At 64.0% G+C, this 13,856-nt stretch carries 12 protein-coding genes and 1 pseudogene (1 of these 13 cut by a window edge); 2 read left to right on the top strand and 11 right to left on the bottom strand.

Annotation, left to right across the window (positions count from 1 at the left end; all coding sequences use genetic code 11):
* Positions 1–108: 108 nt before the first annotated feature.
* The 4 genes and pseudogenes from ppk2 to AC1Z3V_RS15525 form a co-directional block, all read right to left on the bottom strand.
* Positions 109–1,029, bottom strand: coding sequence for a polyphosphate kinase 2 (gene ppk2, locus AC1Z3V_RS15540; RefSeq protein WP_429815175.1), 921 nt, complete (start codon positions 1,027–1,029; stop codon positions 109–111).
* Between the two features lie 119 nt (positions 1,030–1,148).
* A pseudogene (locus tag AC1Z3V_RS15535) lies at positions 1,149–2,628 on the bottom strand (aldehyde dehydrogenase family protein).
* A gap of 103 nt (positions 2,629–2,731) precedes the next feature.
* A complete protein-coding gene (locus tag AC1Z3V_RS15530) occupies positions 2,732–3,934 on the bottom strand; it encodes an MFS transporter (protein ID WP_483500213.1) in 1,203 nt (400 codons plus the stop codon).
* A 250-nt stretch (positions 3,935–4,184) separates the two neighbouring features.
* Positions 4,185–4,673 carry a DMT family transporter gene (locus AC1Z3V_RS15525; RefSeq protein WP_483500211.1) on the bottom strand — a complete coding sequence of 163 codons (489 nt, stop codon included), beginning with the start codon at positions 4,671–4,673 and terminating at the stop codon, positions 4,185–4,187.
* An 84-nt stretch (positions 4,674–4,757) separates the two neighbouring features.
* Between AC1Z3V_RS15525 and AC1Z3V_RS15520 the strand changes: the two genes are divergently transcribed.
* Complete coding sequence (locus AC1Z3V_RS15520) at positions 4,758–5,690, top strand: LysR family transcriptional regulator (RefSeq protein ID WP_483500209.1); 933 nt, start codon at positions 4,758–4,760, stop codon at positions 5,688–5,690.
* A 74-nt stretch (positions 5,691–5,764) separates the two neighbouring features.
* On the opposite strand, the gene AC1Z3V_RS15515 is transcribed toward AC1Z3V_RS15520, so the two are convergent.
* From AC1Z3V_RS15515 to AC1Z3V_RS15485, 7 genes are all read right to left on the bottom strand, one after another.
* Entirely contained in the window at positions 5,765–6,772 is a 1,008-nt protein-coding gene (locus AC1Z3V_RS15515) for a Tim44 domain-containing protein (protein WP_483504093.1), read from the bottom strand.
* Between the two features lie 267 nt (positions 6,773–7,039).
* The gene (locus AC1Z3V_RS15510; RefSeq protein ID WP_483500207.1) at positions 7,040–8,635 is read right to left on the bottom strand and encodes a GMC family oxidoreductase; all 1,596 of its coding nucleotides are present in this window, start codon (positions 8,633–8,635) and stop codon (positions 7,040–7,042) included.
* A 94-nt stretch (positions 8,636–8,729) separates the two neighbouring features.
* Positions 8,730–9,725, bottom strand: a complete 996-nt coding sequence (locus AC1Z3V_RS15505) for a branched-chain amino acid ABC transporter permease (RefSeq protein WP_429815190.1) — start codon at positions 9,723–9,725, stop codon at positions 8,730–8,732.
* Complete coding sequence (locus AC1Z3V_RS15500) at positions 9,718–10,605, bottom strand: branched-chain amino acid ABC transporter permease (RefSeq protein WP_429815192.1); 888 nt, start codon at positions 10,603–10,605, stop codon at positions 9,718–9,720. Before AC1Z3V_RS15500 ends, AC1Z3V_RS15505 begins: the two co-directional genes overlap by 8 nt.
* A gap of 3 nt (positions 10,606–10,608) precedes the next feature.
* Positions 10,609–11,310 carry an ABC transporter ATP-binding protein gene (locus AC1Z3V_RS15495; protein WP_429815194.1) on the bottom strand — a complete coding sequence of 234 codons (702 nt, stop codon included), beginning with the start codon at positions 11,308–11,310 and terminating at the stop codon, positions 10,609–10,611.
* Between the two features lies 1 nt (position 11,311).
* Positions 11,312–12,094: an ABC transporter ATP-binding protein gene (locus tag AC1Z3V_RS15490; RefSeq protein WP_483500204.1), complete on the bottom strand. Its 783-nt coding sequence runs from the start codon at positions 12,092–12,094 to the stop codon at positions 11,312–11,314.
* Between the two features lie 14 nt (positions 12,095–12,108).
* Complete coding sequence (locus AC1Z3V_RS15485) at positions 12,109–13,314, bottom strand: ABC transporter substrate-binding protein (RefSeq protein WP_483500202.1); 1,206 nt, start codon at positions 13,312–13,314, stop codon at positions 12,109–12,111.
* A gap of 228 nt (positions 13,315–13,542) precedes the next feature.
* On the opposite strand from AC1Z3V_RS15485, the gene AC1Z3V_RS15480 reads away from it, so the two are divergent.
* Positions 13,543–13,856: the 5' end (the start) of a LysR family transcriptional regulator gene (locus AC1Z3V_RS15480; protein WP_429815202.1), read on the top strand. Its footprint extends 631 nt past the window's final position; the window shows 314 of its 945 coding nt (coding positions 1–314); its start codon is at positions 13,543–13,545; its stop codon lies beyond the right edge, outside the window.

Raw genomic sequence — 13,856 nt, 5'->3', positions numbered from 1 at the left:
ACGGCAATCTCTGATTTTCGCGGCGATATTGCAAGCGAGGCGGGCGGGTGCCGCCTCGCTTTCAACTGCGGCCGGGGCGTCGGCGCAAACGCCGCTGCGCCGTCGACGTCAGTATTTCGCGGGTACGTAGAGTTCCGGCGGCAGCACCTTGCGCTCGTAGTCCGGGTTGAAAACGCGTTCCGGCAGGGATATTTCCTCGTGCGGCACGTCCTCGTAGGGGATCTGCGTCAACAGGTGATCGATGCAATTCAGCCGGGCGCGCTTCTTGTCGTTGCCTTCGACAATATGCCAGGGCGCTTCCGGAATGTTGGTGCGGGCGAAGGTCTCTTCCTTGGCCTTGGTATAGCTTTCCCAGCGCACCCGCGACTGCAGGTCCATCGGCGAGAGCTTCCACTGCTTCAGGGGATCATGGATGCGCACCAGGAAGCGCATCTGCTGTTCTTCGTCGGTGATCGAGAACCAGTACTTGACGAGCCGGATGCCCGAGCGGACCAGCATGCGCTCGAATTCCGGAACGTCGTTGAAGAACTGCTCGACCTGGTCTTCCGTCGCGAAGCCCATGACCCGCTCGACGCCGGAGCGGTTGTACCAGGAGCGGTCGAAGAGCACGATCTCGCCGCCGGCCGGCAGGTGCGGCACGTAGCGCTGGAAGTACCATTGCGTCTTTTCACGGTCCGAGGGTGCCGGCAGCGCGGCGACGCGCACGACGCGCGGATTGAGCCTCTGGGTAATGCGCTTGATCACGCCGCCCTTGCCGGCGGAATCGCGCCCCTCGAAGATCACCACCACTTTTTCCTTGTGGTAGACCACCCAGTCCTGAAGCTTGATCAGCTCCGACTGCAGCCGCAGCAGCGTGCGGAAGTAATCGATGCGCGGGATCGATGGCGGGTGGTTCTTGCGATAGATCTTCCGGATCTCTTCGGAGAGCACCGGTTCGGAAAGCTCGAGTTCGTAGTCTTCGTCCAGTGTGTCGGCCAGTTCCGCCTCCAGCCAGTCCTGCATTTCGATCCCGTCATTCGATCTGTTCATCTGACCCTCCGAATACAGCCCGTCCGGTGGCAGCTTTGAGCTGCTATCCTTAGTCGGCTTATTTCACAGCCGCATGAAGGGAATTTGACGCCGGGCTCCCGCGCGCGGCCCGAGCGTCTCTATTCCTTGAGATACCAGCCCCACGGTTCGTCGGCGTCGAAGCTGGTGATCTGCTTGGTCTTCGAGATAGTTCGAAAGGCCCCAGCGCCCGAGTTCGCGGCCGATGCCCGACTGCTTGTAGCCGCCCCACGGAGCCTCGGTGAAGGTCGGCTGCGAGCAATTGATCCAGACGATGCCGGCGCGAAAGGCGCGCGCCACACGCTCGCAGCGTTCCCTGTCGGCCGACATGACCGCCGCCGCCAGCCCGAAGCGGCTGTCATTGGCCATTCGGATTGCGTCCGCCTCCTCGCGGAACGGCTTGACGCATACGACCGGGCCAAAAATCTCCTCGCGCCAGACGAAGCTGTCCTCGCGCATGTTGGTCAGCACGGTCGGCTCGAGGAAATAGCCGTTGTTGAGGCCGGCCGGGCGGCCGCCGCCGGCGGCGACCGTGGCACCGTCCTGCCGGGCGCGGTCGATGGCGCCGAGGACCTTGTCGTACTGGCCCTGGGAAACGATCGGCCCGAGCAGCGTGCCGTCCTCGAGGCCGTTGCCGATGGTGATCTTCGCGGCCTCCTCGCACAGGCGTTTGACGACCGCCTCGTAGATCTCTTCCTCGACGAGCACGCGCGAGGTCGCCGAACAGACCTGGCCCTGGTTCCAGAAGATGCCGAACATGATCCATTCGACGGCCTTGTCGATGTCGCTGTCGGCAAAGACGACGAAGGGCGATTTGCCGCCAAGCTCGAGGCTGACATTCTTGATGTCCTGGGCGCCGGCCATCATCACCTTGCGGCCGGTCACGACAGAGCCGGTGAAGGCGAGCTTGTCGAGCAACGGATGCTCGGTGAGCGGCTGGCCGGCATCCGCGCCGGTGCCGGTAACGATATTGAGCACACCGGGGGGCAAGCCGACTTCCTCGGCGATGACGCCGAGTTCCAGCGCCGTCAGCGGCGTCAGTTCCGAGGGCTTGAGCACGATTGTGCAGCCGGCGGCCAGGGCCGGCGCCACCTTCCAGGAAACCATCAGCAGCGGGTAGTTCCAGGGCGTGATCGCACCGACCACGCCGAGCGGCTCGCGCACGGCACGTGCGGTGAAGCGGCTGTCGCCGACGGCGATCGTCTCCTCCGAATTGGCGTCCAGTTCCTCGGCAAGGCCGGCATAGTAGCGGAAGCAGCCGGCGGCATCGTCGATGTCCCAGAGTGCTTCCGGCAGCGGCTTGCCGTTGTCGGCGACCTCGAGCCGCGCCAGCGAGTGGCGCTTTTCCTCGATCTTTGCGGCGATCGCCCGAAGAAAGGCTGCGCGCTCGGCGCCTGACAGCTTCGGCCAGGGGCCGCTATCGAAGGCGATACGCGCTGCCTTCGCAGCCCGGTCCACATCCTCGTAGGTTGCTGCCGGCGCACGGTGGATGATCTCCTCCGTCGCCGGGTTGACCACGTCGAACGTGCCGCCGCGCCGCGGCTTTTCCCATTTGCCATCGATGAACAACCGGTCCTGCATGCCATACCCCTTTTTAGCCCGAACCGAGTATGGCCAGACTAAGCCGATCGCGCCAGCCGCAAGTTACGGCCGACGTTGATCTTTTTGGTTTGGAGAAGTCGCTTTAGCGGTCGGCAACCTGCCCACGCCATGCGAGGAACGGCAGAACCGGGAGCACGGCGCAGGCACTGGCAAACAGCCAGAATTGCCCGAGGGACATGAACCCGCTCGCATGCATCGCTCCCGACAGCACCCCGATGGCAAGGCCCAAATCCATCAGCGGCAGGGTGAGGGTGTAGAACACCGTCTGGCGCTCCAGAGACAGGCATCGCTGCGCCAGGGTGAAGTAGGCCGCGAAGGCGACCATCTCCGGCATGCCTCCGATAATCAAAAGCGCCATGGCCGTACCGTGGTTGGGCGCGAAGATCAGCGCGAAGGTCGAGATGCCCTCGAGCAGGCTTGTGACGAGATAGGCAATCAGCAGCGTACGTGCATCGGTCAGTGCCCTTGCCAGCCGGTTTGAGACGAGGGCGCCGAGGAGGGCGCCCAACCCCTGGGCTCCGAGCAGCACGGTCCACATCTCAGGCCCGAGATGGAACTGGTCGCGGTTGAGCCAGAACAGGAACGGCTGCAGCGCGCCAAGCGAAACCATGTAACCAAGGGCGGGGAGGAGCAGAGCCCAGAGCAGCGGATTGTCGCGCATGATCGTGATTGCCTCCTGCCGGAAATTCATGGTGTTGGAGGCCGACGGCTCGCGTGGCGGCTGGTTGCCGGCATGGCGCAGCAGGAGAGTTGCGGCGACGACATGGGCGAGCGCCAGGGCGAAAAGGGTACTCGAGATAGAGGTTGCCGCGGCTGCGAGGCCCGTCGCCGGCGGGCCGAAGATCTTGGCGAAGCGGTCGATGGCCTGAAAGGCTGTATTGGCTTCCATGTTGCGGCCGGGCGGAACCGACGCGGCGCGGAGCGCCAGGAGGCCCGGCGCGATCACCGTATCCGCCAGGCCGATGAGGATGACGATGGCTTGGAACGTCACGGCATCCGGCGCCAGCGCCAGACCAGGGATCGCTGCCGCAATGCCCGCGATTGCGCAGAGGACAGGAATGTGCGGGCCCGTCCTTCGGATGAGCGCAGTGGCGAGCGGCGCAAACAGGAGGCGCGGCAGAAGGCGAAGCACCAGGCTGCCGATCAGTTCCGCGCCGGCGCCGAAGCGTGCCGCGACGATGAGCGGCAATGCAGCAACGAGCATCCAGGAGCCGAAGGAATGAACGACGAGAACGAGGCAGATGCGCCGAAAGGCGGCTGAGCCCCAAAGGTTTGATGTGGTCATGACGAGCCCGAGAGCAGGCAGTCGATCCGGAGGCTCCTTCACAAAGGGGGCGGGCGGATCGATGCGAACGAAATCGGTCCGCTCAACTGGCGGACGGTTCTGGGCTCACAACTGCAAGCCCCGCCTTGCGGGGCAGGTCAGGCCATCAAATGGGGTTCGCTCGACATGAGCAGCCATCTACCATGCGCGCTTCTCACGTGACAAGCGGCAGCCACGCTGGTTGTAGCTGCCGCCGCGTTGCGGCCATGCGCTATCGCGTTGCATCGGCCAATGCCGGTGTGACATTGGCGATCTGCGTGACGACCATGCCGCCGACGATCAGCAGCAGGCCGGCGAGCCGCGCCGCATTGACGGGCTTTACCGGGAAGCCCATCAGGCCGAAGTGATCGATCAGCATGGAGATGGCCATCTGGCCGGCGATGACGGCGACGATGAAGCTTGCCGCGCCGAGCTTCGGCGCAAGGATGAGAGCCGCAGTGATGTAGATCACGCCGGCGGCGCCGCCGATCCAGATCCACCACGGACCCTTGAATGCCGCCGCAAGGCTGGGCAACGGCGCCCGGAAGGCGATCAGCAGCGGCAGGATGAGTGCGAGGCTGACGCCGAGCGAGACGACCGTCGCCCAGAGCGGATGGCCGAGGAGGCGGCCGAGGTTGGCATTGGCACCGGCCTGGAAGGGGACGACGGCGCCGGCGAAGATCGCCGCGGCAAGCAGGAGGAGGGAGGAGAGACTGGGCATTGTTTTTTCCTTCTTGATTGGGGCATCCTCTCCCATCGATACCGGGAATGGAAATTCCAAATTCGCACGTGCTATATTCGTTTCATGAATAATCTAGCTGGAATCGACCTGAACCTGCTCGTCGTGCTCGACGCTCTGCTGGCGGAACGCCATGTCTCGCGTGCGGCCATCCGGCTGAACAAGAGCCAGCCGGCCGTCAGCCACGCGCTGGCGCGATTGCGTAGCCTTTTCGACGATCCATTGCTCGTGCGCCATGGCGGTCAGCTCGAGCCGACCGCGCGCGCACTCGAGATCGCGCCACGGCTCGCCGAGGCGCTCGCTCACATGCGCCAGCTCATGGGGTCGCAGCCGTTCGATCCGGCGCGTGAGCGCAATGTTTTTCGGCTGGCGATGTCCGACTACGCCGCACTCGTTCTGCTGCCGCAATTGATGGCGGTGCTGCGCCGGCAGGCCCCGAACGTCGACCTCATCGTCAGCCAGGCGAGCCGCGAGGTGATGATGTCGCAGGCGGTCGACGGCGAGATCGATCTGGCGCTCGGCGTGTTTCCTGGACTGGCCGAGGATCTCCGGACATCACTCCTCTTCGAGGAGCATTTTGCCTGCCTGGCCGATGGCGCCAGTCTCAATGGTGAAAAGACGATGGATCTCGCGGCCTATCTGGAGCGGCCGCACATTCTCGTCTCGCTGCGCGGCGATGCCGGCAACGAGATCGACCTGGCGTTGGCGGCGACGGGACACAGGCGCCGCATCGCTCTGGCGCTGCCCCATTGGAGCGCGGCGCCTGGGCTCGTGCGCGGAACCGACCTCGTGCTGACGGTGGCGCGTCGCATCCTGCCGCGAGACGCAGAGATCGGATCATTGGCCGTCTTCGATCCGCCCTTTGCCATCCCGCCCTTTGCTTTCCGGCAAATCTGGCACCGGCGACGCGACGGTGACCCCGCCCATCGCTGGCTCCGGGATCTGATCGCCCACATCCTCGCGCCGCCGGAGGCGCTTTCGGCCGATGCGCTGTCCTGAAGAGCGTGACCCTGAAAACGAAAAGGCCCGGTCAGCGGTGCCGACCGGGCTTTCTTCATGGGCGTCGTTTGGCGTCAGTCGTGGCTGACGCCCTGGATCGCCGAAACTTGCCATTGCGCGCCGGGCTTGCGCACGAAGGTCCAGAGTTCGACCGCCTCGGTCAGATTGTCCGGATCGCCGCTGATCACCTTGCCGGTGGCACGGTCGCGCATCACGTCGATGCTTTCGTAACGCATCGCAACGGTCGCGTAGTCCGTCCCGTTTTCCGACCAGGCTTCGGCGACGTCGCCTTGGACGAGATGCACGTCGCGCACATCGTTCTTGACACCGCTCGTCGCGTTGTCGCTGAGCTCTTCGGCCAGGTAGGACATGGCCTCCGGCGTCGTCAGGCGACGCAACGTGCCATAGTCCTCCGCGGCGTAGGCCGCCTGCACGTCCTTCAGCATCTTTTCGAACTGGTCGAGGTCAGCCTGCTGGACGCCGATTTCATCGGCGGGGCCGTCGGTAACCGGAGCCGGCGCCGGTGCTGCAGCCGGGCGCGCAGTTGCCTGACCACCCGCCTGGCCGCCGCCGATGCTCGGGATCTTGAACGAGGGCGCGCCGGCCGAGGACGGCTGACCCGACGACCGCTCGGACGGGCCGGCATAGGCCGGCTGCTGGCGGTTGCGGCCGAAGAAGCGCATGGCGAGCATGATCAGGCCGCCGATCAGAAGCATCTGCACGATCAGGCCGAGGAAGCCGGCGGCGCCGCCGAAGCCGCCGCCCATCAGCATGCCGATCAGGCCGCCGACCATGAGGCCGCCGAGCAATGATCCGCCGAAGCCGTTGAAGAAGCCGGGACGGCTGTTCGGCTGGTTCGCGGTGGTCGGGCGCGTTTGGCCGGCCGCCGGGCTGCTCGTGGTCGGGCCGGCGTCCTGGCGCGGCGTCATCGAACGGTCGATCGGCGCCGCATTGGTCGGCGCGGTACGGGTGACGGGCGGCTGCGAGAAGGTGCGGGTGCCGCGGCTGCCGAAGCCGCCGCCCGAACGCCGCGCTTCGGCGACGTCCACAACGGTCAACGCGACGGTCAAGCCGATCGCCATCATTGCCAGAGCTCGTCCAAAACGCCCAAATCGCTGCATTGCCATCAAAACCCCTAATCTTGCTTGGGCCCAAAACTGAGCCATCATCGTCCGAATATAGGGGCTCAAAGCCTGAGATTTAAGCTTTCCGCGTCGCTTTTCGGCCAGTTTACCGTTATCCGCCGCCGCTCCCCGTGCCGAATCCGATCTGGAATCAGCACCTTCGATGGGGGTTCGGTGCGACGCGTTTCCTGAGGCCAATCGCTGCACGCCTTGGCTGGATTTGCTCTATCGATTGGCCGCCAGGATCATCGTCGCTGCCTTTTCGGCGATCATGATCGTCGGCGAGTTGGTGTTGCCTGAAGTGATCGTCGGCATGATCGAGGCGTCGGCGATCCGCAATCCCCTAAGACCGCGCAGGCGCAGTTCCGGATCGACGACGCTTTCCGGATCGGCACCCATGCGGCAGGTCCCGACCGGGTGGAAGATCGTCGTGCCGATATCGCCGGCCGCGCGTTTCAGATCGTCCTCGGACTCGTAGGAGGGCCCCGGCTTGAACTCGACCGGATTGAAGCGGGCGAAGGAGGGCTGTTTTACGATCCGCCGCGTCAGCCGGATGGCGCTGACGGCGACGTTGCGATCGGCTTCGGCGGTCAGATAGCGCGGCCGGATGTCCGGTGCGGCGGCGAAGTCCGGGCCTTTCAGGTGCACCGATCCACGGCTTTCCGGGCGCAGATTGCAGACGCTGGCGGTGATTGCGGGGAAGGAGTGAACCGGCTCGCCGAACTTGTCGAGCGAGACGGGCTGAACGTGATATTGCAGGTCGGGCGTTTCCTTCTCCGGGCCGGACCTGGTGAAGATGCCGAGCTGGCTCGGTGCCATTGCCATCGGTCCGGAGCGTCTGAGCAGATATTCGAGCCCGATCGACGCCTTGCCGAAAAGCGAGTTCGCCTTCTCGTTGAGGGTGGGCACGCCGGTGACCTTGTAGGCCATGCGGAGCTGAAGGTGATCCTGCAGGTTCTCGCCGACGCCCGCGCGTTCGTGACGAAGCTCGATGCCATTTGCCCGAAGCACGTCGCCGCGGCCGATGCCAGAGAGTTCGAGAATATGCGGCGAGCCGATCGCGCCGGCGGAAAGCACGGTTTCGCGGCTGGCGCGGGCACGCTTGATCGTGCCGTCGTGCTGGAACTCGACGCCGGCGATGCGGTCGCCTTCGATGATCAGCTTGCGCACATGCGCCTTGGTGAGAACCGTGAGGTTGCCGCGCTTCTGCGCCGGGCGAAGGAACGCCTTCGCCGTGTTCCAGCGGATGCCGGAGCGCTGGTTGACGTCGAAATAGCCGGAGCCCTCGTTGCTGCCGCGGTTGAAATCCAGTGTTTCGGGAATGCCGGCTTCGGAGGCTGCCTTCTGGAAAGCGTCGAGAACCGCCCAGCGCACGCGCGCCTTCTCCACCCGCCATTCGCCGCCGGCCCCGTGCATCTCGTTGGCGCCCCGATAGTGATCCTCCGATTTGCGGAAGAGCGGCAACACGTCGTCCCAACCCCAACCGGTGCAGCCGAGCTGGCGCCAATGGTCGTAGTCCCGCGCCTGGCCGCGCATGTAGATCATGCCGTTGATCGACGAGCAGCCGCCGAGCACCTTGCCGCGGGGATAGCCGAGCGAGCGGCCGTTGAGGCCTTCTTCGGCGGCGGTGGTGAAACACCAGTCGGTGCGCGGATTGTTGATGCAATAGAGATAGCCGACCGGAATATGGATCCAGTGATAGTTATCGCGGCCGCCGGCCTCCAGCAGCAGCACGCGATGCGCTCGGTTTTCGGAAAGGCGGTTTGCAAGCACGCAGCCGGCACTACCCGCTCCGACGACGATGTAGTCGAACGTGTCCATGGGTTCTCTCTCGATGTTTCGGGGCTCGATCCGTCAGTGATCGGGATCGGGCGACGGCTTCTTCCCGCCCGCGGCGCGGGCGAGAGGAGGCCAGCTACTGTCTGTGTTCAAAACCGAGTTTGCGGCCGAGCCGCGAATTATAGAACTCGCCGACGATGCCGCGACGGAAAAGCAGCACGCAGACCATGAAGACGAGGCCGGTGATGATCGTCACGGGGAATTCCGAGGTCGCGAGATAATTCTGCAGCGTCACGACCAGCCCGGCGCCGAAGAGCGGGCCGATCAGGGTGCCGATGCCGCCGAGCAGCGTCATCAGGATCACTTCGCCGGACATCTGCCAGCCGACGTCCGTGAGGGTCGCGAACTGGAAGACCAGCGCCTTGACGCCGCCGGCAAGGCCGGTGAGCGCCGCCGACATGACAAAGGCTGCGAGCTTGTAGTTGCGCACGGAATAGCCGAGCGACACGGCGCGCGTCTCGTTCTCGCGGATCGATTTCAGGATCATGCCGAAGGGCGAGTGGATGATACGCCAGATGATGGCGACACCGATGACGAAGACGCCGAGCACGAAATAGTACATGCTCGTCGACTGGCTGAGATCGATGAAGCCGAAGAGGTGCCCGCGCGGCACGGACTGGATACCGTCCTCGCCCTTGGTGAATTCCGCCTGCAGGCAGAAGAAATAGAACATCTGCGCCAGCGCCAGCGTGATCATGGCGAAATAGATGCCCTGCCGGCGGATCGCCAGATAGCCGACGATCAGGCCGAGCAATGCCGCACCGCCGACGCCGACAAGGATGCCGAGCTCCGGCGGCAGGCCCCATTCCTTGACCGCGTGCGCGGTGAAATAGGCCGCACCGCCGAAGAAGGCCGCATGGCCGAAGGAGAGCAGGCCGGTATAGCCGAGCAGCAGGTTGAAGGCGCAGGCAAAGAGCGCGAAGCAGAGGAGCTTCATCAGGAAGACGGGATAGAAGAACAGGGGCGCCAGGACGAGGAGTGCCAATCCTATTCCCAGGAACAGGGTCTGGGCGACCACCGGGTTCTTTTCCTTCGGTTTTTCGATGTCGAGTGTCAGCGTCATATCAAGCATCCCGGCCGAAGAGGCCTGCCGGCCGTATCATGAGAACGATGGCCATGATCACGAAGATCACGATGTTGGAGGCTTCCGGATAGAAGACCTTGGTCAGTCCCTCGGCGACACCGAGCAGGTAACCGGTAACGATCGCGCCCATGATCGAGCCCATGCCGCCGACCACCACCACGGCGAAGACGACGATGATGATGTTCGAACCCATGAGGGGCGAAACCTGGTAGATCGGCGCGGCGAGCACGCCGGCAAGGGCGGCAAGCGCAGCCCCCAGCGCATAGGTCAGCGTCAGGAGGAACGGCACATTGATGCCGAAGGATTGCACCAGAACCGGGTTTTCGGTGGCGGCACGCAGATAGGAGCCGAGCTTGGTCTTCTCGATCACCAGCCAGGTACCGATGCAGACGATCAGCGAGAAGACGATCACCCAGCCGCGATAGATGGGCAGGAACATGAAGCCGAGATTGGTGCCGCCGGCAAGCTGCGACGGTGTCGCATAGGGCTGGCCGGACGCGCCATAGAGATAGCGGAAGGTGCCTTCGATGGTCAGCGCCAGGCCGAAGGTGAAGAGCAGGCCGTAGAGCGGATCGAGCGTATAGAGCCGGCGCAGCATGGTGCGCTCGATGACCGCGCCGACGAGACCGACGGCGACGGGTGCCACGATCAGCGCCGGCCAATAGCCGATGCCGAAATGCGACAGCAGCATCCAGGCGAAGAAGGCGCCGAGCATGTATTGCGCGCCGTGGGCGAAGTTGATGACGCGCAGGAGGCCGAAGATGATCGCCAGGCCGAGGCTCAAAAGCGCATAGAACGAGCCGTTGATCAGTCCGATCAACAGTTGCCCGAGAAAGGCTTGCATGGGAATTCCGAAGATCGTGCTCATGGTTCAGACTCCCAGCACATCGTGCAGCATGTCCATGCGGGTCGCGAGTTCCGCAACCGGGAATTCACCGACCATCTGGCCATGATCCATCAGGTAGAAACGATCGGCAACCTTGCTGGCGAAGCGGAAGTTCTGTTCGACCAATAGCACTGTCATGCCGCGCTGCTTCAGGGTTTTCAGCACGTCGCCGATGCGCTGGACGATGACTGGGGCAAGTCCCTCGGTCGGTTCGTCGAGCAGCATCATGCGCACGCCGGTGCGCAGGATCCGGGCGATCGCCAGCATCTGCTGTTCGCCGCCGGAAAGCTTCGTGCCGGGGCTGCTGCGGCGTTCGTAGAGGTTCGGGAAAAGCTCGAAGATCTCGTCGATCGTCATGCCGCCCTTGGCGACCGCCGGCGGCAGCAGCAGGTTTTCATGGACCGAAAGCGTCGAGAAGATGCCGCGCTCCTCCGGGATGAAGCCGAGGCCGTGATGGGCGACCCGGTGCAGCGGCACTTTCATCAGGTCCTCGCCGGCAAAGCTGATCTCACCCTTGCGCTTGCGCACGATGCCCATGATCGAGCGCAGCGTCGTCGTCTTGCCGACGCCGTTGCGGCCGAGAAGGGTGACCATCTCGCCTTCGCCGACCGTCAGGTCGACGCCGTGCAGGATGTGGCTTTCGCCGTACCAGGCATTGAGGCCGGAGACTTTCAGGAGCGTTTTCATGTCAGGCCTCCTCGGTGCCCATATAGGCAGTGCGCACGCGCGGGTCCGCCGACACCTTCGCATAGTCGCCTTCGGCCAGGATCTCGCCGCGCTGGAGCACGGTGACGTGGTGGCAGAGCGTCGAGACGACGGAGAGATTGTGCTCGACCATCAGCACGGCGCGCTCGCGCGCGACCTCGCGGATGATCTCGGCGACCATACCGACATCCTCGTGGCCCATGCCGGCCATCGGCTCGTCGAGCAGCAGCACCTTGGGATCGAGCGCCAGGGTGGTGGCGATTTCCAGCACGCGCTTGCGGCCATAGGAAAGGTCGGCGGCAACAGCGTTGCGCTCGCGCTCCAGGCCGACGGAGCGGATCAGCTGGTCGGCCTTGGCATTGAGTCCGTCAAGCGCCGAGATCGGCTTCCAGAACTGGGTGGCAAGCCCGTTCGGCCGTTGCAGCGCGACGCGCACGTTGTCGAGCACCGTCAGGTGCGGAAAGACGGCGGAGATCTGAAAGGAGCGCACCAGGCCCATGCGCGCCACCTTGTCCGGCGCCGTGCGGGTGATGTCCTCGCCAAGCAGCGTGATCGTACCATCGGTCGGCTGCTGGAACTTGGTCAACAGGTTGAAGACCGTCGTCTTGCCGGCGCCGTTCGGACCGATCAGCGCATGCACGCGGGCGTGATGGACGTCGAGATTGACGTTGTTGACGGCGGTGAAGCCGCCAAAGTCACGGCGCAGACCGCGGGCGGACAGAACCACCCGCGGCGCGCCATTCGGTTCGCTGACCGGTGCGCTCATTGCGATCGGACCGCTTACGACTTCACGAGGTCGCAGCCGCTCTTGGCCGGATCGATGAAGGCTTCGGCGCCCGGAATGGTGGCGAGAACCTTGAAATAGTCCCAGGGTTCCTTGCTTTCGTCGGGCTTCTTCACTTCCAACAGGTACATGTCATGGATCATGCGGCCGTTCTCGGCGACCTTGCCGTTCTGGGCGAAGACGTCGTTGACCGGAAGCGCGCGCAGTTCCTTGGCGACGGCATCGGCATCGTCAGTGCCGGCCTTCTCGATCGCCTTCAGATAGGAGAGCACAGCCGAATAGGTGCCGGCATGGACCATGTTCGGCATCTTGCCGGTGCGCTCCATGAAGCGCTTGCCGAATTTGGCGCTCTCTTCGTTGCGGTTCCAGTAGAAGCCTTCGGTGAGCGTCAGGCCCTGGGCAGCTTCCAGGCCGAGGCCATGGACTTCGGCGAGCGTGAAGAGCAGGGCGGCGAGGCGCTGGCCGCCCTGGACGATGCCGAATTCGGCGGCCTGCTTGATGGCGTTCGAGGTGTCGAGGCCGGCATTGGCCAGACCGATCACCTTGGCGCCGGAGGATTGCGCCTGCAGCAGGAAGGAAGAGAAGTCCGTGGTTGCCAGCGGATGGCGGACGGAGCCGACCACCGTGCCGCCGTTTTCCTTGACATAGTTGCTGGTGTTCTCCTCGAGCGAATAGCCGAAGGCATAGTCGGCGGTCAGGAAGAACCAGCTGTCGCCACCCTGCTTGACGAGTGCGCCGCCGGTGCCGACCGCAAGCGCGTGCGTGTCGTAGGCCCAGTGGAAGCCATAGGGCGAGCACTGCTTGCCGGTGAGCTCGGTGGTCGCGGCGCCGGTGTTGATGGTGATCTTCTTTTTCTCCCTCGACAGCGCCTGCACGGCAAGGCCGACCGAAGAACTGGTGAGTTCCATGATGCTGTCGACCTGTTCGGTATCGTACCATTGGCGGGCGATGTTGGAGGCGATGTCGGCTTTGTTCTGGTGGTCGGCGGTGATGACTTCCACCGGCACGCCGAGCACCTTGCCGCCGAAATCCTCGACCGCCATCAGCGCCGCCTCGTAGGAGGACTTGCCGCCGAAGTCGGCATAGACGCCGGACTGGTCGTTGAGAATGCCGATCTTGACCTTGCCGTCGGATGCGTCGGCGAAAGCGGCCGTGCTGCTGGCGAGCATTGCCGCCAAGGTTACGATCAGTTTCTTCGTCATCATGTCCTCCTCCAGAGACGTAACCGTCGCGCGAAAATGCGCGCGGGTTCCGGCGCGCCAGTTGACGATGCCGGATCGTTCATTTCGTTCTGTTCATATTTGGCCAGACAAGCTCCTCAGTTGTCGGCTCTGGTCGTTACAATCCGGAAAAAAACGCTTGGATGCAAGCGGCCCGAACCGTAAATTGCAAACAGGGTCTGTTCATTTTCGAACAGATGGGGAGTGGCGATGAATCCGAATTTTACCTGGGACGATCTGCAGTTCTTTCTCGCAGTGGCCCGCACCGGACAATTGTCGACGGCGGCGCGGCGGTTGAGGACCAGCCACGCTACCGTTTCCCGCCGTATCGATCGCCTGGAGTTCGCCCTCAAGGTGAAGCTGTTCGAGCGCAATCCGCGCGGTTACGTTTTGACCAGCATGGGCCAGCGCTTCATCGAAACCGCCGAGCGCATCGAGCGCGAGACCGAACAATTGCAGCTCGACATCAATGACGGTCTGACGGCGCAGCGCGGCGTCGTCAGGCTGAGCACGCTCGAAGGCTT

Source organism: Ensifer sp. 38_S197, from assembly GCF_056924495.1.
Note: the sequence above shows the minus strand (reverse complement) of the source record. Positions and strands in the feature narration are given on the sequence as shown.

What these genes read in the sequence shown, in the direction of transcription:
- ppk2 (WP_429815175.1), bottom strand. Translation starts at nt 1,029, where the DNA reads ATGAACAGATCGAATGACGGGATCGAAATGCAGGACTGGCTGGAGGCG.
- AC1Z3V_RS15530 (WP_483500213.1), bottom strand. Translation starts at nt 3,934, where the DNA reads ATGACCACATCAAACCTTTGGGGCTCAGCCGCCTTTCGGCGCATCTGC.
- AC1Z3V_RS15525 (WP_483500211.1), bottom strand. Translation starts at nt 4,673, where the DNA reads ATGCCCAGTCTCTCCTCCCTCCTCCTGCTTGCCGCGGCGATCTTCGCC.
- AC1Z3V_RS15520 (WP_483500209.1), top strand. Translation starts at nt 4,758, where the DNA reads ATGAATAATCTAGCTGGAATCGACCTGAACCTGCTCGTCGTGCTCGAC.
- AC1Z3V_RS15515 (WP_483504093.1), bottom strand. Translation starts at nt 6,772, where the DNA reads ATGGCGATCGGCTTGACCGTCGCGTTGACCGTTGTGGACGTCGCCGAA.
- AC1Z3V_RS15510 (WP_483500207.1), bottom strand. Translation starts at nt 8,635, where the DNA reads ATGGACACGTTCGACTACATCGTCGTCGGAGCGGGTAGTGCCGGCTGC.
- AC1Z3V_RS15505 (WP_429815190.1), bottom strand. Translation starts at nt 9,725, where the DNA reads ATGCTTGATATGACGCTGACACTCGACATCGAAAAACCGAAGGAAAAG.
- AC1Z3V_RS15500 (WP_429815192.1), bottom strand. Translation starts at nt 10,605, where the DNA reads ATGAGCACGATCTTCGGAATTCCCATGCAAGCCTTTCTCGGGCAACTG.
- AC1Z3V_RS15495 (WP_429815194.1), bottom strand. Translation starts at nt 11,310, where the DNA reads ATGAAAACGCTCCTGAAAGTCTCCGGCCTCAATGCCTGGTACGGCGAA.
- AC1Z3V_RS15490 (WP_483500204.1), bottom strand. Translation starts at nt 12,094, where the DNA reads ATGAGCGCACCGGTCAGCGAACCGAATGGCGCGCCGCGGGTGGTTCTG.
- AC1Z3V_RS15485 (WP_483500202.1), bottom strand. Translation starts at nt 13,314, where the DNA reads ATGACGAAGAAACTGATCGTAACCTTGGCGGCAATGCTCGCCAGCAGC.